We start from the raw sequence: 18,785 nt of genomic DNA, 5'->3' as shown, positions 1-18,785 counted from the left end.
GGCCACGCGGAGCTCCTCGAAGGCCCACCGAAGCTCCTGCGCCGCCTCCTGGTCACGCACGGTGGCGCGCCTGGCGAGGAAGGTCTCCCACAGGGGGGTGAAGGGCTCGGCCTTCCCCGCGTCCTTGCCGGGGTTCGCCACCGCACGCGACAGCCGTGCCTGGGCCGCGCGGAGGTAGCGCGGGTAGTTCAGCAGGCGCACGAAGGGAATCCACTCGATGAGGTTCGCGGGGAACAGGTGCCCGAGCTGCGAGCGGATGTCCCGCACGGCCGCCGCGCCGCTCGGCCCCTTGGATGCGGCCTTGAGTGCACCGAGCGTCGCGGCGAGCTCCCGGGAGGTGGTGGCGACGGCGTCCGCCCAGTCCAGGGCCGCAGGCTCGATGCGCGGTGAGCCCTCACGGAGCAGCGCCTCGAAGGCCGCCTTCGTGCGGGGCAGCGGCGCACCCGGTGCGAGCTTGAATGCATCGTCGACGCTGCGTGCGAGGACGAGCGCCCGGAAGGCGTCGGCCTGGCCCCGCGCGGGCGGCGCGCCGTCCAGGGACGGGAAGGGCGGCGGCATGCGCGCGGCGCTGACGGCCACGTGTCCGCGCGCGGCGAGCATCAGGAGCCGGCGGACCCCCGTGCGCGTGGCCGCGTCGGCGGCGGGGGAGGTCTCGAGCAGCACCAGGTCCACGGCAGCGCCCCGGTCGACGAGCGCGGGGTAGCTGCGGACCTCGAGCTTGCCGACCCGCCGGGTGACCATGGGGGGCAGCTCGCCGAAGGTCCAGGCCGTCAGCCCCTTGCGCTCCCACTCCGAAGCCGGTGCCGCGCTGCGCAGCGCCGCCCGTGCATGTCCCCCGTACTGCTCGAGCAGCGCGTCGGCGTCGCGGCTCCGCGCGAGCTCCTTTCCCCGCTCGTCCAGCACCCGGAGCGTGATGCGCAGGTACGGCACCACGGCATCCGCCCGGAAGGACTCCTCGGGCACGTCCACGCCGCACAGCCGGGACACCGCACGCGCGAGCGCTGGAATCATCGGCCCGCGGAAGGGCACGAGCTCCTTCTCGAGACGGTCGACCAGGTCCGGCACCGGCCCCAGTTGCTTGCGCTGGGCGCGGGGGAGCTGCTCGAGCAGGGCGGTGAGTTTCTCCCGCTGCCACCCGGGGATGGTCCAGTCGAGCTCACCCGGGACCAGCTGGGCGAGCAGCAGCAGCGGCACGCTCAGGGTGATGCCGTCGTCCTCGGCCGCGGGGTCGAAGGTGTACGTCACCGGCACGGACGCGCCGTGCAGGGTGATGGCGTCCGGGTAGTGCGCCGGGGACAGGTCCGGGTCGTGCGAGAGGGCATCCTCCATCGACAGGACGAGCACGTCGGGGTCGGCCGCCTCGGCCTTGCGGCGCCAGGCCTCGAAGCTCGCTCCGTCCGTCACGTCCTCCGGGAGGCGCTGGTCGAAGAACGTCAGCAGTGCCTCGCTGTCGAGCAGCTCGCTGCGCCGGGCCTTGTCCCGCAGGCGCGCCACGCGCTCGAGCACCTGGCGGTTCTTCTCCTGGAACGCCCCCCGGGTGCGGTACTCGCCGCGCACCAGGGCATGCTCGATGAACATCAGCCGGGCCTGGGCGGGGTCCATGCTGGCCAGGGCCACGGGGCGCTCCTTGAAGACCTGAAGCCCGAAGAGGGTCGCGTTCTCCTTCACCACGGCGCGCGCGGACTTCTCCGACCAGTGCGGTTCGGAGTAGCTGCGCTTGAGCAGGTGGGGGGCCGCCGCCGCGAGCCACTCCGGGTCGAGCTTCGCCACGGTGCGCGCGAACAGCTGGGACGTCTCCACGAGCTCGAACGCCATCACCCAGGCGGGGGGCTTTTTCGCGAGCGCCGACGAGGGGTGGACCATGAAGCGCGTCTGCTTCGAGCCCGTATAGTGGCGCTGCTCCGGATTCCACTGGCCGATGCGGGACAGGAGCCCGGTGAGGAGCGCCTGGTGCAGGGCGTCCCCGCGCGCCGGGGCGCCCCGGCCCTTGCGCGGCAGGCGCAGCTCGCGGACGGTCTCCTCGAGCTGGCGCTGGACGTCCCGCCACTCGCGCACCCGCAGGAAGGACAGGAAGTTGTCCCGGCACACGCGCCGCAGATGGGACGTCCCCCGGCCCTCGGCCTCGCGCACGAACGCCCACAGCTTGAGGAGCCCCGTGAAGTCCGAGTGCTCGTCACGGAAGCGCTGGTGCGACTCGTCCGCCTTCTGCGCGAGCTCCCGGGGCCGCTCGCGCGGGTCCTGCAGGTTGAGCGCCGCGGCGACGATGAGCACCTCGTCCAGGCACCCGTACTCGGCGCCGGCGAGAATCATCCGAGCGATGCGCGGGTCCACCGGGAAGCGCGCGAGCTGGTGCCCGAGCGGCGTCAAGGTGCGCTCCTTGCCCTCGATGGCCCCGAGCTCCTCGAGCACCCGCCAGCCCTCGGCGATGGCCCTGGGCTGGGGCGGGTCGAGGAAGGGGAAGTCCTCGACGTCACCGAGGCCGAGGGACTTCATCCGCAGGATGACCCCCGCGAGCCCGGTGCGCTTGATTTCCGGGTCGGTGAAGGCGGACCGCGAGGTGAAGCCCGCCTCGTCGTAGAGGCGCACGCAGATGCCCTCGCGCACGCGTCCGCAGCGCCCTTTGCGCTGGTCGGCGCTGGCCTGGGAGACCGGCTCGATGTGCAGGCGCGTGGTGCCCGAGCGTGGGTCGTAGCGCGACAGGCGCGCCACCCCCGTGTCCACGACGTACACGATTCCCGGGATGGTGACGGACGTCTCCGCGACGTTGGTGGCGAGGATGACCCGGCGCTGGGGGATGGTGGCGAAGACGCGCGACTGCTCGGCGGCCGACAGGCGCGCATACAGGGGCTGCACCACCGTGCCGCGGAGCTCGCGCGCGTTCAGGGCATTCTCGGTCTCGCGGATTTCCCGCTCCCCGGGGAGGAACACGAGGACGTCCCCGTCCGGGTCGAGCGAGAGCACGTCCGCCACCGCATCGGCGACGGAGTCGGCGAGCTCGGCGTCCTCGGGAGGCGGCTCGTAGAGCACGTCCACCGGGAAGGTGCGGCCCTCCACCTGGATGACGGGAGCCCCCCCGAAGAACTGCGAGAAGCGCTCGGTCTCGATGGTGGCCGAGCTCACCACCACCTTGAGGTCGGGGCGCCTGGGGAGGAGGCGCTTGAGCCACCCGAGCAGGAAGTCGATGGTGAGGCTGCGCTCGTGGGCCTCGTCGAGCACGATGGTGTCGTAGCGTTTCAGGAGCGGGTCGCTGTGAATCTGCGCGAGCAGGACGCCGTCGGTCATGAACTTCACGGCCGTCTGCCGGGACGAGCGGTCCTCGAAGCGAATCTGGTAGCCGACGTCCGTGCCCAGCTCCGTGCCGAGCTCGCGAGCCACGCGAGCCGCCACGCTCGTCGCGGCGATACGCCGGGGCTGGGTGACACCAATCTGGCGCGGGCGGCCACGCCCCATGGCGAGCAGGACTTTGGGCAGCTGCGTCGTCTTCCCCGAGCCGGTGGCGCCCGCGACGATGACCACCTGATGGGCGGAGATGGCCGCGGTGATGTCCTCCACCCGGCTCGAGATGGGGAGCTCGGGGGGGAAGCGCAGGGTGGGCAAGCCGCCGGGGGCGGGGACGGGTGAGTCGCCGGACATGGCGGCATGGCCTATCACTGAAGCGCCCGCTCCGCCTCTGACGAATCGTGTGGGCGCCTGCACGCCCGGCGTTCCTGGAGGAATTCTCCCTGCGCGCAATACGCACCTGCCAGGGGGCCAGCGCAGCAGGCGCTGTGGGAGTGACGCACGGCCGAGGGATGCACTCTCTCGCACAGCCCAAGGCGACCGGTCGCCTGTGCAGGGGAGGGGTGTGCCTGCCCTCCTGCACCGTCCAATGCGTGTCGCGCGGCCCTCCTGGACGACCACCTACCCCGGCCCTCGCCCGCAACAGGGCTCCCATGCCGCCTATGCTCAAGGGCTTGGGGTTCTTCTTATCGCAGCCCATCCACCCACGGACTGATGAGGACGGGTTCGGCGAGCCCCTGCTTGCGGATTTCCACGGCCCAGCCGTCGTCCTCCTCGTTCTTTGATGACCCTGGCCGTCCAGCCGTTCTTCCTCCAGAACGTGAGCTCCATGACTTCGGGCTCAGCAGGCGTGCGCTCGTCGCTCATGGGCGTTCCTCATACCCTCCAATTGCCATTTGCCAGAGAAGTATCTGCCCCCTGCGCTACAGCCAACAGGCTCCCCCTGTCCCCTGTGTCAGGGTAGTTGGCGCACGATGTTTTCATGGTGGCGAACCAGCGCTCCACCTCACCTTGCGTGGGCGGCGACAACGTCTCGAAGCACACGCCGCCTTCCCATGGCACGAAGACGCCGTCCGGCACCAAGGCATGGTAGTGAAGTGTTACTTGCAACGCCGAGCGAAAGGAATAGGTCACGAGGCTTCGACCTCCCCGAAGCTCCAGGATCCCTGCACGGGGGTGAGCACAAGAGCAATCTTGGTCGTGCCTGTCCATGCTCCGGTCGCAGGCGATTCCGATTCAGGTTGGCTATCATCGATTGCAGCCTGCAGGAGAGTTCCATCTCTCTCTCTCGCGTGCTCGTCCAGGCTTAATCGATACTGGACCACTGTACGCCAGCGTACTGCTTCCAAGTTACCGTAGGTGACCTCGACTTCCAGGGTCAGGATAGCCCCGGTCCTGAGCTTCTCCACGAGCGTGTTCGCATCAGTACCAGCAATTTTCCCCGCCAATTTCAGGTTGGAAGTCCCCTTCGGGCCGATGGGCAACGGGAGTGCTTCTCCTTTCTTGAAGCTGGTCTCGGCAATTCCAGCTTGGACATGGACGTTTAGAGCCGCAGCAGGGCTTGAGTTGGTAAGCGAGAATCCGAATACGACTGGAAGTCCGATGACGGCGCTGGCTTTGCCGGGCTTCGAGATGACGACTCCTCCCGTCCCATCCTCCTGTTCGTCAAGTGACGGGATCAGAAAGGGCTTGTTGTCACGACGGCGTTCTCGTGCCTGCCAGTAGAGGGTCAGAACTACCCCGGCGAGGGCAAGGCCAGAGAACAGCGCGTTAACGGCCCCGAACATGTCGCCCATGGTCCCGTAGGCTGCCAATGCATCCACGGGCTTAAGGCATTCCTGTCCCGGAGTCGTTTCCCCATGAACTGCCGACGATATCACCTCCATCCGATTCTCACACCGCTCGATCCCCAGCAACGCAGCCGTCGTGGGAACCACCCACAACGTCGCAAGCCAGAATCCGAAGAAGCCCAGGGCCAGTAGGACGATCGGCCAGTACGGACTCCAGGCGCGGTTTCTTGGCTTGCTCACGGCGCGTCTCCTGTGCCAGTCGCAGCGTCTACGAGCCAGCGCGCCACGATCCCTGCCCGCCGATCGAGCTGGTCAGCGTCTGGAGACACTGTTTGTTGCGCGAACCCCTGCTGGGCAAGTGCGTTCTGGTCGAGGACTGAGCTGAAACTCCGCCCCTTCCGCATCGCAACCCTCACTCGCTTGGCCGAAGTGGCATCCATGAAGATCTGGTCGACGATGGGCGTATCGGCGTTGGCATTTGCGAGCTGGTTGTGGAGGGCCGTCCTGCTAATGAACTGAAGTTCTTTCACGCCTTTAAGGGGTTGCTTCGTTAATGGGTCAAGGGCGCCGCGCGATGCGAGGAGACATCCAACACCTCGGGTCAACAAGCGATTGCGGCGCACCGGCTCCATGAGCGCGAGCTTCAGAGTTTCCTCCTGCTCAGGAGCCCCGTGGTACCGAGACCAAGAGCCGGACGCTACACGATCCACGTCGCTCACAACTCGGGTATTGGCACCTTGAGCGTAGGACTGCGATGCGATCGACGACCAATACCAGTTGTCGACGGCCGAAATCGCGAACTTCCCGTCCAGCATGAATGCGAGTGTTAGGATCATTGCGCTGGACGGCACACTTTTGGCGTCCACCAGCCCGAATTTCCTGCGGCCGTACTCAAGCGCAGCGTCGTATGCATCGACTGCCCGTGGCCATAGAGCCCGGACGCGGCTGGCTTCGACCGCTAGCACGTCACCTTGCCTTACACCCTTGACGGTGAGCCGCTTGCCAGAATTCTGCTGTTCCCTGCGCTCCCAAAGCGCGATTAGCTTCAGGATCTCGATTCCGTCGACCTCGAAATTTCCGAGGAGTTCGTGCTCAGCGCGCGCGTTCTCCCATTCTTCCCAAAGGTTGAATTTCTGTGGATAGAGAACGGCAATCATGAGATCAAAGGCGTTAAGACGAACGCCGGTACGGTTGGTTGTCTCGAAGATTCGAGCGAGCGCTTCAAGCGCGATGTCCTGTTCGAGGGCGACGCCGATGAATTTGTACACATTGGCCCGTAGGCCCGGCAGGTTTCGATCGCGCAAGGAGACCATGAGCGAACCTACATCGTGGGGCAGGTGTCGCTGCCACTCGTGAAAAGATGGCTCATCGAAGACCACCGACACCTTTGCGATGCGACGCGCAGCTTGGTCGGTGACCGTCGGGTAAGCTGCTTCAAACGATGCTCTTTCCTGCCACTTCACGTATTCGTCGCCGTGCTCAAGCGCATTGAAGTCGATATAGTAGACGACGTCTGACACGTCGGCGACCGCGTGGAACAAAGCAGTCACCCTTTGTTGGCCATCTAGGACGAATACCTCAACGTTTCCCCGCAGAGGCGGAGCATTCTCGATCGGCCTGGGTTTAAAGGGCTGCGGTCCATCCAGCAGCAGAAGCGATCCGATCGGCCAACCGCGGGACACGCTGTCGATGAGGTCTGCCACTTTGCTCGGCGTCCAGACAAAACGCCGCTGGAAATCGGGTAGGGCGAGTCGCCCTGTGTTGATCCAGCTGACGATCTTATCGACCGTGTAGGTTTGAGGCTGGAAACTCATGAGTTATCCGTTCGCCCGCCGTCGATGTCGTGGGTGCGCAACACGAAAATCAGGCCGCATCGTACGTCTCCGCGAACACAAGGTCATCTAGGAGTTGATGGGGCACGCGACCACCGAGATGACCATGAGGTACTGCGCACCTGTCGCCCGAGGCACGGGAGAGCGCGGTCATGGGAGTTCCCCCAAGCAGGTGAGAAGGCGAGCGTGGCGCTTGAGGCAGCGACCAGGAAGGAACCGAGGAGGGAGAGGACACCGCGAGTGGACTAGGCCTCCTGCACCTGTCCGAGTTGCCCTCACCCCAGGCACCTGCCAGGATGGCCAGCGCAGCATGCGCTGTGGGAGTGACGCACGGCTGAGGGATGCACTCTCTCTCATAACCCAAGGCGACTGGTCGCCTGCGCAGGGGAGGGGGTGTGCCTGGAGCGCGTCGGGCGGTCCTCCTCAGGGCCCTCCTGCACCGTCCAATGCGTGTCGCGCTACCCCTGGACGACCACCTACCCCGGCCCTCGCCCGCAACAGGGCTCCCATTCCGCCTATGCTCCCCGGTCTTCTTCTTCTGGCGGCACCGCACGTCCGGGGAGAAGAGCGCGCCGTGGGTGAGCGTACAGGCCGGCGGCGAAGGCTGAGGCGCGCGAACTGGCGGCCCGGTACGTGAGCCTCACAGGTGCCTCGGACCCGTTCGTGGTACCGCACCTCCATCCCAGTGCACAGAAGGGGGGACGCCTGCTCGCCGTCGCCTACATGGCGCTGATCACGATCTGTCCGCGCGCGCGCCTGCTCACCATGTGCGCCACGGCCTGGCCGGCGTGCGCAAGCGGATAGGTCCTGTCTATCACGACCTTCACGGCGCCCGATTGAATCAGCGCGCCGATGTCCTCGAGATTCTTGCGTGACGGGACGAATTGAATCGTGCGCCACTGCCTGGACTTGAAGAGCGCCCCGAACGCCATGCCAGGCAGCGTTCCCAGCCACTTGTGGGTGCCGATGCTGTTGGGCAGCAACATCCCATTCGCGGTGAGGACGCGCGCCGAGACCGACGGAGGGTGGTTCATCACGTTGTCCATCACCACGTCGTAGCGCGCGTCCTGCTCCGGGTAGCTCGTCCGCGTGTAGTCGATGACGTGGGAGGCACCGAGTGAACGCACCAGCTCGACGTTGCTCGTGCTGCACACGCCCGTGACCCTGGCACCCAAGGCCCTGGCGATCTGCACGGCGAACGTCCCCAGGCCACCGGAGGCACCGTTGACGAGCACCTGCTGGCCTGCGCGGACGCGAGCGACATCGCGCATGGCCACCAGCGCCGTCACGCCTGACATCACCGCCCCGGCGGCTTCCTCGAAGCTGAGCTGCGCCGGCTTGTGCGCCAGTTGTGTCGCCGGGACCACGGTGTATTCGCAGAAGGTCCCGGGAGCGCCGCGCTTGTAACCTCCCGTCCACACCGAGCCGAACACGGTGTCGCCGGGTGCGAAGCCGGTAACGTGGGCGCCCACCGCTTCCACGACGCCGGCGACGTCCGAGCCGCGGACCGGCGACCTGGGCGCACGCAGGCCGGACACCAGGCGCAGCGCGTAGGGAACTCCGAGGGTGGCGATGCAGTCCGGCGGGATACGTCTCCAATCTGGAGACATTCTGGAGACGCGCCGGAGCCTGAAAACACCGAGGCCGGAAACCCCTGATTGCTCAGCGGCTTCCGGCCTCGGCTTGTGTGTCCCCGACGGGATTCGAACCCGTGTTACCGGCTTGAAAGGCCAGCGTCCTGGGCCTCTAGACGACGGGGACCTCTGTGAGTCGCGGGGGGCTCGAACCCCCGACCCTCGGCTTAAAAGGCCGGTGCTCTACCAGCTGAGCTAGCGACTCGCACTATTCTTTTTTGGTCAGACGCCGGATTCCTTGGTCTCCGGCGTCTGCGAGGCGCTCTCTACCAGCACTCGCCTCGGACTTCTACTGGCGATCGTTCCCCCCGTCACCTGACAGCCACCCTTCAACGGCCCGCCCCCGCGCTTCCTTCCGCCGCTCTCGGGAGGCGCTATACAGAGGCCATGTCCCGAGACGTCCGGAATTCCGAGGAAGCCCCCGAGGAGAACGACGCGCTGCAACTGGAGGGTGGGGTCCACCGGCGCTACCTCACCCGCTCTGGGGCCGAGCGCATGCACAAGGAGCTGCTGCGTCTGCTCAACGAGGAGCGGCCCAAGGTCACCGCCGAGGTGTCCGCCGCCGCCGCCCAGGGCGACCGCTCCGAGAACGCCGAGTACATCTACGGCAAGAAGCGCCTGCGGGAGATCGACCGGCGCATCCGCTTCCTCCAGAAGCGCCTGGACACCGCCACCATCGTCACCCCGTCCGAGCAGCCGGACACCCGCCGCGTCTACTTCGGCGCCACCGTGACGCTCGAGGACGAGGACGAGGCCCGGGTGACCTATCAGATCGTCGGCTCGGACGAGATCGACACCGCCGGGGGCCGCATCAGCGTGGAGTCCCCCATCGCCAGGGCCCTGCTGCGCAAGAAGGTCGGCGACACCGTCGAGGTGATCCGCCCGCGTGGGGAAATCGAATACACCATCGTGCAGATCCGCTACCTGTAGGGGTGTTGGCCCGAGGACATCTGGACCCGTGGAACAGCAGGAGGGGCGGGCGTCCAGTGATCCGGGGATCCATGAGCGTGGTGGGAACCACCTTGTTAGCGTGTGCGTTACACCCGAGGTAGGCCCCAAACGGTGCTGGGCCGCTTCCCGCGTGGGAGGCCCGGCCTAATATTCGGTTGGCAGTCAGGCGCAGAAGCGGTCCGTCAGTCGGAGTCCCGTCGCACGGTCGGTTCCAGCGGTCGCACCCACTACGAGGTCGCGCTCCACACGATGCGAAAGAACTTCATCCTCGACACCAACGTCCTTCTCCACGACCCCCGCTCCATCTACAGCTTCAAGGAACACAACGTCATCATCCCCATCTACGTGATCGAGGAGATCGATCAGTTCAAGCGCGATCTCTCCGAGCTGGGGCGCAATGCGCGTCTGGTGGCGCGCTACCTGGACTCCTTCCGGGAGGAGGGCTCGCTCAAGGACGGGGTGCGCCTGCCGCACGGGGGCGTGCTGCGCGTGTGCTTCACCGACAGGGATCTGCCGCTCTCCATGGCGGACAGCAACCTGATGGACAACCGCATCCTCTCGGTGGCCATCGACTTGATGGAGCGCGAGCCGCAGTCGCCGGCCGTCTTCATCACCAAGGACACCAACCTGCGCATCCGCGCGGACGCGCTGGGCCTCATCGCCGAGGACTACGACGCCGAGCGGGTGGAGATCACCGAGCTCTACACGGGCTTCACCGAGCGCCTGGTCCCCCGCGAGATGGTGGATCAGATGTACAAGCCCGGCGCCGAGGTGGAGATCTCCGGGCAGGAGTCGCTCTCGCCGCACCAGTTCATCCTGCTCAAGGACGAGACGAACCCGTCGCACACGGCCATGGGCCGCTTCAACGCGTCCCGGGGGCGGGTGGTGCCGCTGCTGCGCGGCATGAAGTCCGAGGGCGTCTGGGGCATCCGCCCGCGCAACATGGAGCAGAGCTTCGCGCTGGATCTCGTGATGAACGACGAGATCAAGCTCGTCACCATCGTGGGCAAGGCGGGCACGGGCAAGACGCTGCTGGCGATCGCCGCGGGGCTCCACAAGGTGACGGAGGAGGGCGTGTACCAGAAGCTGCTGGTCAGCCGGCCCGTGTTCCCGCTCGGCCGGGACATCGGCTACCTGCCGGGCAGCCTGGAAGAGAAGATGAACCCCTGGATGCAGCCCATCTTCGACAACGTGGAGTTCCTGATGAACCTGAGCCGCGCCGACAAGAAGGCGGGCCGGGGCTACCACGAGCTGATCGATCTGGGGCTGATGGAGATCGAGGCGCTCACCTACATCCGCGGGCGCTCCATCCCCAACCAGTACATCATCATCGACGAGGCGCAGAACCTCACCCCCCACGAGGTGAAGACGATCATCACCCGCGTGGGCGACAACACGAAAATCATTCTCACCGGGGACCCGTTCCAGATAGACAACCCCTACGTGGACGCGACCAACAACGGACTCGTTCACGTGGTCAACCGGTTCAAGAATGAGAAGATCGCGGGCCACATCACCATGGCCAAGGGCGAGCGCAGCGCCCTGGCCGAGCTCGCGGCCAACCTCCTCTAGCCCCCTGCGCCGCACGAGGAAGCAGTCATGAAGGCAGAAGGTACGGGAGATGGTGCCACCCAGGGCACGGCGGGTGACGGCGAGGAGAAGAAGCCGCTCATCGAGTACCCCACCGTCTATACCTTCAAGGTCATGGGGCGGCAGGAGCCGGGCGGGTTCGCCGGGTATGTGCGCGAGCTGTTCCGCACGCTCATGGGCACGGAGATCTCCCCGGACTCCATCCGGGAGCAGCCCAGCAGCAAGGGCACCTACGTGTCGGTGAGCGTGTCGGTGTACCTGCTGTCCGAGGAGCACCGCCGCTCCATCTATGCCCGGCTGCGGCAGGAGCAGCGGGTCGTCTACTACCTGTGAGGGCGGCCCCCGCCCGGGTGCGCGGGGGGAATTGGCGATTGCGGGCCACCGGTGTAGAAGAGGCTCCTCATGAGCCCGGCTGAGCCCTTCCCGCTCTACTTCCCTGGTGACGCTCGGCGCCCCTTCAGCTCCGAGATCGCGACCCGTCGCTTCGCGAAGGTGGCGCAATTGGAAGAGGGCGGCCGTGTGCTTGAGCTCGGCTGTGGCCCTTCCGGCTTGGCCAGCGTGGTGCTCGCCCAGGAGTTCGGCTGCTCGGTGGTGGCCGCGGACGCGGACGAGACGTCCCTCATCCACATGCGGGACCGTGTGCGCTCGCTCGGGCTGGACGGCCGGGTCGAGGTGCGGCGCGTGGATCCGCGCAAGCCCGCCTTCCGGGAGGGCGAGTTCGACGCCGTCCTCTGTCAGGGCCGGATCTTCCTGGCGCTGGCGGATGCGGTGGGCACCTTCCGGCCCCTGCTGGCCCACAATGGCCGGCTGGGCCTCACCTATCCGGTCCGCGTGGGCCGGGTGACGCCCCGCGCCGTGCTCGACTTCTGGGAGCGCCGCCTGGGAGCACCGCTCCTGCTGCCCCGCGAGCTGCTCCAGCACCTGGCCCTGTCCGGCTTCGAGCCCGAGTCCGTCGAGTCCCTCCAGGACGCCGAGCTGGACGCCCTCTACAAGGATCTGGAGCCCCACCTCGCCAAGGCCTCGGCCGAGCAGGCCACCTGGCTGCGGGAGGAGATCGCCCTGCACCGGGAGAGCGGCAAGGCGACCTCGAGCTACGCGTTCGCCGTGGGCCGCCGCCGCGAGCCGGGTGAGAAGCCTCCGGCCGCTCGCGATCGCGGGTAGACAGGGCGGCAGACCCTCACCCCGACCCTCTCCCAGAGGGAGAGGGAGGACGGCGGGAGGGCAGGGCGCTCAGTGCGCCGCCTTCAGTGCACCTCGCTCAGTGCACCGCGCCGTGGAAGTCCAGCAGCTCCACCGCCTCGGGCGCCACGCTCAGCTTCACGTCGTCGCGGTAACCCGCCGCGTCTCCACCCACGTGGAAGGGCATGGGCCGGGCGAAGCGGATGTGCACGTCCTGGGCGTAGAAGTCGTGGATGCCCTCGGGGAACCAGCGGCCCGCCCACAGCTTCGGCAGGTTCGCCAGCACGCTCGTGGCGTGCAACTGGCCCAGGCGCAGGTGCATCATCCCCCGGCGCTCGCCCGCGAACGGGAACATCCGGAAGCCGTACCCGTAGAAGGGCATCGTCGCCGCCGCCGCCATCATCAGCTTGCCCTGGAAGATGCGCTGCCCCGGGGCGATGGGCGCGCCCACCGGGTTGCCCTGCGGCCCCACCCGGTACGCCTCACCGGCCTGGCCGTTGATGATCTCGCACTCCACCCACGTCGGGTTGGACAGGTAGTGCGGCACCGTCTTCAGCGCCACCGCCGAGAAGTAGCCGCCCGGGCCCGTCAGCATCTTCTTGAGCAGCCCGCCGCGGCCCAGGTTGTCCTTCACCCACAGGTAGTCGTTGAGCAGCTTCCCATCCACGCCCATGCCCGCGAAGGCCGTGCGCATGCCATCCACCATCAGCAGATCCATCCGCCGGTGGCCGGGGATCTCGCCCGCGCGCGCACGCACCACGTCCTGCAGGATGCCGTCCGCGCCGTTGCCGGCGTTCACGTACGTGGCCAGGCCGTTGCCCGTGCCCAGCTTCAGCACGCCGAAGCGCGGCGCGCGCTTGCCGGCGAAACGGCCCCGCGGCTCCAACTGACGGAACACCTCGCTCACGAAGCCCTGGAACGTCCCGTCACCGCCACCCGTGAACACCAGGGGGTAGTTGCGCTCGAGCACCGTCTGCACGATCCGCCGGCAGTCGAGCTCCGAGCGCGACAGGAAGAGATCCTGCTCCGGCACCACGTGTGAGAGGGACTTCACCAGTTGTGCGTCCACCCGGCGGGCGTTGGCGTTGAGCAGCACCGCGACCTTGTGCTCGGGGGCTCCGGCGACGGACGGATTCTGGCGCGGATCCACGGACCGAAGTGGCTGTACCAGCATGAGGCTGCCTCCAGAGGGGGGGTTGGGGCGTCGGGCTGCCTCAGTGCACATTCTCAGCCAATGGCTGACGCGAGGTGTCAACCCCACCTGGACTCAATGGTTTCGGGGGGTTGGCGCGTTGGCTACTGATCGAATGCCTGGCCGGTTGCTACGCGCGGGTGGCGGAGGTGGAGAGCGCGTTACGCACCGTGGCGGGCCGGTGGCGAGCAGGTGACGCATCTTGACGCGGTTTGACACCCCCAGGTGGGTGGTTACGTTGGTCACACATCGGAAGCACTCGACGTTTTTGCGGTCTTTTCCGCAGTTATTTCGGGAGGTTACACACCGTGGGCAAGATTATCGGCATCGACCTGGGCACCACCAACAGCGTGGTGGCGATCATGGAGGGTCGCGAGCCCAAGGTTCTCACCAATGAGGAAGGCGCCCGCACCACGCCCTCGGTCGTCGCGTTCGCGAAGGATGGGGAGCGGCTGGTGGGACAGGTGGCCAAGCGGCAGGCCATCACCAACCCGGAGCGCACGATCTACTCCATCAAGCGCTTCATGGGCCGGCGGTACGAGGAGACCACCGAGGAGGCGAAGCTCGTCCCCTACAAGGTGGTGCGCGGCCCGCACGGCGACGCGCGCGTGGAGATCGACGGCAAGCAGTACAGCGCGCCGGAGATCTCCGCGCAGGTGCTGCTCAAGCTCAAGCGCGCGGCGGAGAACTACCTGGGCGAGAAGGTGACGGAGGCGGTCATCACCGTCCCGGCGTACTTCAACGACGCCCAGCGCCAGGCCACCAAGGACGCCGGTGAGATCGCCGGCCTCACCGTGCGGCGCATCGTGAACGAGCCGACGGCGGCGGCGCTCGCGTACGGCCTGGACAAGAAGAAGGACGAGAAGATCGCCGTCTACGACTTCGGCGGCGGCACGTTCGACATCTCCATCCTGGAGGTGGGCGAGAACGTGGTCGAGGTGCTCGCCACCAACGGTGACACGCACCTGGGCGGCGACAACATCGACCACACGCTGATGGACTGGCTGATCGCCGAGTTCAAGCGCGACAACGGCATCGACGTCTCCAAGGACAAGATGGTGCTGCAGCGCCTGAAGGAGGCGGCGGAGAAGGCGAAGATCGAGCTCTCCAGCACGATGGAGACGGAGATCAACCTGCCGTTCCTCACGGCGGACGCCACCGGTCCCAAGCACCTCAACGTGCGCCTGACGCGGGCCAAGTTCGAGGCGATGATCGACACCCTGGTGGAGCGCTCGCTGGAGCCGTGCCGCAAGTGCCTGAAGGACTCGGGCGTGGACCTCAAGGACCTCAACGAGGTCGTGCTGGTGGGTGGTTCCACGCGCATCCCGAAGGTGCAGGAGGCGGTGAAGCGGCTGTTCGGCAAGGAGCCGAACCGCTCGGTGAACCCGGACGAGGTGGTGGCGGTGGGCGCGGCGGTGCAGGCCGGCGTGCTCGCGGGCGAGGTGAAGGACATCCTGCTGCTGGACGTCACCCCGCTGTCGCTGGGCGTGGAGACGCTGGGCGGCGTGATGACCAAGCTCATCGAGCGCAACACCACCATCCCCACGCGCAAGTCGGAGACGTTCTCCACGGCGGCGGATGGCCAGACGCAGGTGGAGATCCACATCCTGCAGGGCGAGCGCGAGATGGCCGGTGACAACCGGAGCCTCGGCCGCTTCCACCTGACGGGGATTCCGGCGGCGCCGCGCGGCGTGCCGCAGATCGAGGTGACGCTGGACATCGACGCCAACGGCATCCTGAACGTCAGTGCCAAGGACAAGGCGACGGGCAAGGAGCAGAAGGTCACCATCAGCCACTCGTCCGGTCTGGCGAAGGACGAGGTGGAGAAGATGGTCAACGCGGCCAAGGAGAACGAGGCCGCGGACAAGGCCCGCCGCGAGCTGGTGGAGGTGAAGAACCAGGCCGAGGCCCAGGCGTACGCCGCGGAGAAGATGATCAAGGAGAACCGCGACAAGCTGTCTCCGGACGCGGTGTCGACGCTCGAGGCGGCGGTGAAGGCGGTCAACGAGGTGCGCGAGGGCCAGGACAAGGACGCCATCAAGTCCGCGTTGGATCGGCTGCAGCAGGCCAGCTACAAGGTGGCCGAGGAGATGTACAAGGCCACGGGTGGGGCGCCGGGTGCTGGCGCTCCGCCGCCGGGAGCCGACGCGGGTGCGACGGGCTCGGCGCCGGGCAGCTCGGCCAAGCCGAAGGACGACGTGGTGGACGCCGAGTTCCGCCAGTCGTAAGGCCGCCTCTGGCGAGCCCCTGGGGTTGAACCCCGAGGAAGGGCCGGTGCTCCCCACAGGGAGTATCCGGCCCTTCTGTTTCATTCGCGCCCACCCGACTCCAACGATATGAGGAGACCCATGAAGGCGCTGACGACGACGCCCCCGGGGCATGACGTCATCCTGTACGACGGGCACTGCCGCCTGTGCATCGCGGCCGCGAAGCAGTTCCAGCGGTTGTTGGGAGGCCACGGCACGCAGCTGCGCTCGTTCCGGGAGGAGGGCGTCCTGGCGGCGTATCCCGGCATCGCGCTGGAGCGGTGCGAGCAGGGCATTCAGCTCATCCAGGCGGACGGGCGGATCTTCGAGGGGGCCGAGGCCGTGGTGCAGGCGCTGGGGCGCAGGCCGGCTGGCAAGCTGCTCTTCGTGTACTACGTGCCGGGGCTGAGGCAGCTCGCGGACTGGGTGTACGGGCTCGTCGCGCGCTACCGCTTCCGCATCGCGGGGCGGGCCTGCCCGGACGGAGCGTGCGCGGTTCACTTCAAGTAGGGGTCGCCGAGCCCTTCAAATGAGCAGGTAGGGGGGACTACGATGCGCCTCCCGTGATCCACCCGCCCACGCCCGTCTCTCCCCAGGCCGCGCAGGCCTTCCGCCACTTCTTCCAGGAGCTGCGCGAGGCCTACCTCGAGCGTGAGACGCTCTTCACCCAGATCGAGTTGGCGCTGCTGTGCCGGGAGCACGTGCTCGTCGTCGGGCCGCCAGGAACGGCGAAGAGCGCCATCGCCTCGGCGGTGCTCGGCCGCATCCTCGACGAGAAGACGGGGCAGCCCTCGCTCTTCGCCAAGCAGATCGCCGAGTCCACGGTGCAGACGGACCTCATCGGTCCGGTGGACTTCAAGGTGCTCACCGAGACGGGCCGCACCGAGTTCATCACCGAGGACGGCATGCTGGGGGCCACCCACGCCTTCCTCGACGAGGTGTTCGACGGGCGCGACATGCTCCTGCGCTCCATCCTCAACGTCCTGCACGAGCGCGAGCTCAAGCACGGGCGCCGGGTGACGAGCGGGCGGATCGAATGCGCCATCATGACGAGCAACCGCTACCTCTCGGAGGTGCTGGCGCGCTCGCCGGAGCTGCTGCTGGCCTTCGCGGACCGGCTCAGCTTCATCTCGTTCGTGCCCAAGTCCTTCGCCCGGCGCCCCAGCCGCGCGGCCATGCTGCATCGCTTCGCCCATGGTATCCGGCCGGACCTGCGCGCCTCGCTCACCCTGCAGCAGTTGGATGTGCTCCAGGCCGCGGTGGAACAGGTGACGGTGGGCAGCCACCTGCTCGAGGCCATCGAGATGCTCGCCGATGAGCTGGAGCGCGCGCTCATGGCCCAGGTGTCCAAGCTGCCGGACTACGTGCCCACCAAGTACTTCTCCCAGCGCTCGGTGGTGAAGGCGCTGTGGGCCCTCAAGGCCGTGGTGGTGAGGGATCAGCTCTACCGCCGCCCGGACCGGCCGCTCGAGGCCACCGTGGAGGACCTGGACGCCCTGCGCTGGTTCTTCCTGCTCGGCGGGCCCCCGGCGGAGGAGGTCGAGGCGCTCCTGAAGGTGGCGGTGGATCCGCGCGAGCGCGCGCAGCTGGAGATCGTCCGCATCGAGCAGAAGGCCTTCGACGCCGCGCTGGCCAAGGTGAAGGCGGAGCTGGGCACGGGCGTGGAGCGCGAGGCGGCCTCGCTCGGGGCGGCCGACGAGCTCAAGGCGGTGGAGGCGGTCGCGCGCAACTTCCAGCCCGGCGTCGTCACCACCACGGCGCAGCGCCTGCGCGCCAAGCTCGTCCCGGGACCGCGGCACCCGGACAACCGGGTGGCCCTGCTGGGCGCCGCGCGGGGACTGCTCTCGGTGGTGGAGCAGCGCATGGCGCGCGGTCCCATCGAGGGCCCCGAGGCCCGGGCGGGCACGGCCGTGTTCACCGCGCTCTCGGAGACGGTGGAGCTGTGCCGCCAGGTGCCGGAGCTGCGCCAGCGGCTGCCCGCGCTGAGCGACGCGGTGTCCCGCTTCCTCCTGCAGGCGCTCGAGCTGGTGGCGCTCAACGCCGAGAGCCTCGCCTTCGACGAGGCGGTGCGGCTGGATACACTCGGTTCGTTCACGGACAACCTCTCCGACGAGCTGGGCCGGGTGGGCGAGCTCCTGGCGCTGCTCGCCGAGGGCAGCTCGAGCCTGGTGGCACGGCTGCGGACCGCGGAGGCCGAGGCACGCCGCCGGGCCGTGACCGCCCTGCGCCAGCGCGCGACGAGTGCCTACCCGGCGACGCGCGGCCGGAGGGATCCGCTCGATGCGCTCGCGGCGGACTCGCGCCAGCTGTCCCAGCTCGAACAGGCCCTGTGCAAGCTGGACCCCGCCCAGCGCGGCCTCAAGCAGGAGCTGCTGCAGCCGCTCGGCTCGGCCTACGCGAAGGACGTGCTGACCACCACGCCCTTCGAGCGCATCGACCAGTTCTCTCGCACGGTGCAGACGGTGGCGGAGAACCTCCGGCGCGAGGGCCTGGCCCCCGAGCCCGTGTTCGCCGAGTGCAAGGAGATCCTCGAGGCGCGTCTGCGCGAGTACGTGCGGAACATCGGCCGCGAGGTGGCGAGCCCTCCGCCGGCCCCCCATGCCGCCATCAGCGGCGAGGCCTACAACTTCTACCGGGGCGACTTCTCCACGCAGATCAAGGATGGGGAGCTCGCCGCGCTGCTCGGGTTGGACGGGCAGCTCGCCTTCGCGCGGCCTCCCTCCGCCACGTCCTTCCTCTCCAACGAGATCCACGCGGCGGTGGCCCGGGTGGAGCTGGCCTTCGTGCAGACGCGCCTCAAGTTCCTGCGCAGCTGGCTCACCCAGCTCCTCACCGAGCTGCCGCCCCCCAAGACCCTCCAGCGCCGTCCCCTGGCGGATTCGATCTTCGATCGCCTGGTGAAGAGCCGCTTCCCGCTGCTCGCGCTCAAGGAGGGCGAGCTGGTACGCATCAAGGGGGTGCTCGGCGTGCTGGTCTCCATCCCCGGCGAGCTGGGCGAGAGCGCGCGCAAGCTGGAGAACGTGCTGCGCGGCATCGACGAAGACTTCACCCGCTTCAGCAAGGAACTGCTGGAGACGCGGGCCTCGCTGTGA

12 protein-coding genes and 2 tRNA genes are annotated in these 18,785 nt (G+C 67.8%); 7 read left to right on the top strand and 7 right to left on the bottom strand.

What is annotated here, in order from left to right:
- From hrpA to AC16DP_RS10225, 6 genes are all read right to left on the bottom strand, one after another.
- Nucleotides 1-3,633, bottom strand: a 3,633-nt coding sequence (gene hrpA, locus AC16DP_RS10250) for an ATP-dependent RNA helicase HrpA (protein ID WP_483956690.1), incomplete at its 3' end; no start/stop codon positions are given.
- A gap of 776 nt (nt 3,634-4,409) precedes the next feature.
- The gene (locus AC16DP_RS10245) at nt 4,410-5,309 is read right to left on the bottom strand and encodes a hypothetical protein (protein WP_329731081.1); all 900 of its coding nucleotides are present in this window, start codon (nt 5,307-5,309) and stop codon (nt 4,410-4,412) included.
- Nucleotides 5,306-6,883, bottom strand: a complete 1,578-nt coding sequence (locus AC16DP_RS10240) for a DUF262 domain-containing protein (RefSeq protein ID WP_329731080.1) — start codon at nt 6,881-6,883, stop codon at nt 5,306-5,308. Before AC16DP_RS10240 ends, AC16DP_RS10245 begins: the two co-directional genes overlap by 4 nt.
- A gap of 737 nt (nt 6,884-7,620) precedes the next feature.
- Nucleotides 7,621-8,511, bottom strand: coding sequence for an NAD(P)-dependent alcohol dehydrogenase (locus AC16DP_RS10235; protein WP_329731079.1), 891 nt, complete (start codon nt 8,509-8,511; stop codon nt 7,621-7,623).
- A 78-nt stretch (nt 8,512-8,589) separates the two neighbouring features.
- Nucleotides 8,590-8,662: transfer RNA gene (locus tag AC16DP_RS10230), tRNA-Glu, on the bottom strand.
- A gap of 5 nt (nt 8,663-8,667) precedes the next feature.
- Nucleotides 8,668-8,740: transfer RNA gene (locus AC16DP_RS10225), tRNA-Lys, on the bottom strand.
- 182 nt (nt 8,741-8,922) lie between these two features.
- Here AC16DP_RS10225 and greB point away from each other — a divergent pair.
- From greB to AC16DP_RS10205, 4 genes are all read left to right on the top strand, one after another.
- Nucleotides 8,923-9,465, top strand: a complete 543-nt coding sequence (gene greB, locus AC16DP_RS10220; RefSeq protein ID WP_329731078.1) for a transcription elongation factor GreB — start codon at nt 8,923-8,925, stop codon at nt 9,463-9,465.
- Between the two features lie 270 nt (nt 9,466-9,735).
- The gene (locus tag AC16DP_RS10215; protein ID WP_043398497.1) at nt 9,736-11,058 is read left to right on the top strand and encodes a PhoH family protein; all 1,323 of its coding nucleotides are present in this window, start codon (nt 9,736-9,738) and stop codon (nt 11,056-11,058) included.
- A gap of 27 nt (nt 11,059-11,085) precedes the next feature.
- Nucleotides 11,086-11,409, top strand: coding sequence for an HP0495 family protein (locus tag AC16DP_RS10210; protein WP_329731077.1), 324 nt, complete (start codon nt 11,086-11,088; stop codon nt 11,407-11,409).
- Nucleotides 11,410-11,478: 69 nt separating this feature from the next.
- On the top strand, nt 11,479-12,237 hold the full coding sequence (locus AC16DP_RS10205) for an SAM-dependent methyltransferase (RefSeq protein WP_329731076.1): 759 nt from the start codon (nt 11,479-11,481) through the stop codon (nt 12,235-12,237).
- Between the two features lie 97 nt (nt 12,238-12,334).
- On the opposite strand, the gene AC16DP_RS10200 is transcribed toward AC16DP_RS10205, so the two are convergent.
- Nucleotides 12,335-13,429: a diacylglycerol/lipid kinase family protein gene (locus AC16DP_RS10200; protein WP_329731075.1), complete on the bottom strand. Its 1,095-nt coding sequence runs from the start codon at nt 13,427-13,429 to the stop codon at nt 12,335-12,337.
- A 326-nt stretch (nt 13,430-13,755) separates the two neighbouring features.
- Here AC16DP_RS10200 and dnaK point away from each other — a divergent pair, with 326 nt between their 5' ends.
- The 3 genes from dnaK to AC16DP_RS10185 all read left to right on the top strand — a co-directional run bounded on the left by dnaK (nt 13,756) and on the right by AC16DP_RS10185 (nt 18,785).
- On the top strand, nt 13,756-15,675 hold the full coding sequence (gene dnaK / locus AC16DP_RS10195; protein WP_329731074.1) for a molecular chaperone DnaK: 1,920 nt from the start codon (nt 13,756-13,758) through the stop codon (nt 15,673-15,675).
- 120 nt (nt 15,676-15,795) lie between these two features.
- Nucleotides 15,796-16,203: a thiol-disulfide oxidoreductase DCC family protein gene (locus AC16DP_RS10190; protein ID WP_329731073.1), complete on the top strand. Its 408-nt coding sequence runs from the start codon at nt 15,796-15,798 to the stop codon at nt 16,201-16,203.
- A gap of 56 nt (nt 16,204-16,259) precedes the next feature.
- Nucleotides 16,260-18,785 (top strand): AAA family ATPase, encoded by a 2,526-nt coding sequence (locus AC16DP_RS10185; protein WP_414640761.1) that lies wholly within the window; start codon nt 16,260-16,262, stop codon nt 18,783-18,785.

The sequence above is a fragment of the Archangium sp. genome, from assembly GCF_057119385.1.
The sequence above is the reverse complement of the archived record's forward strand: the minus strand, read 5'-3'. Positions and strand labels throughout refer to the sequence as shown.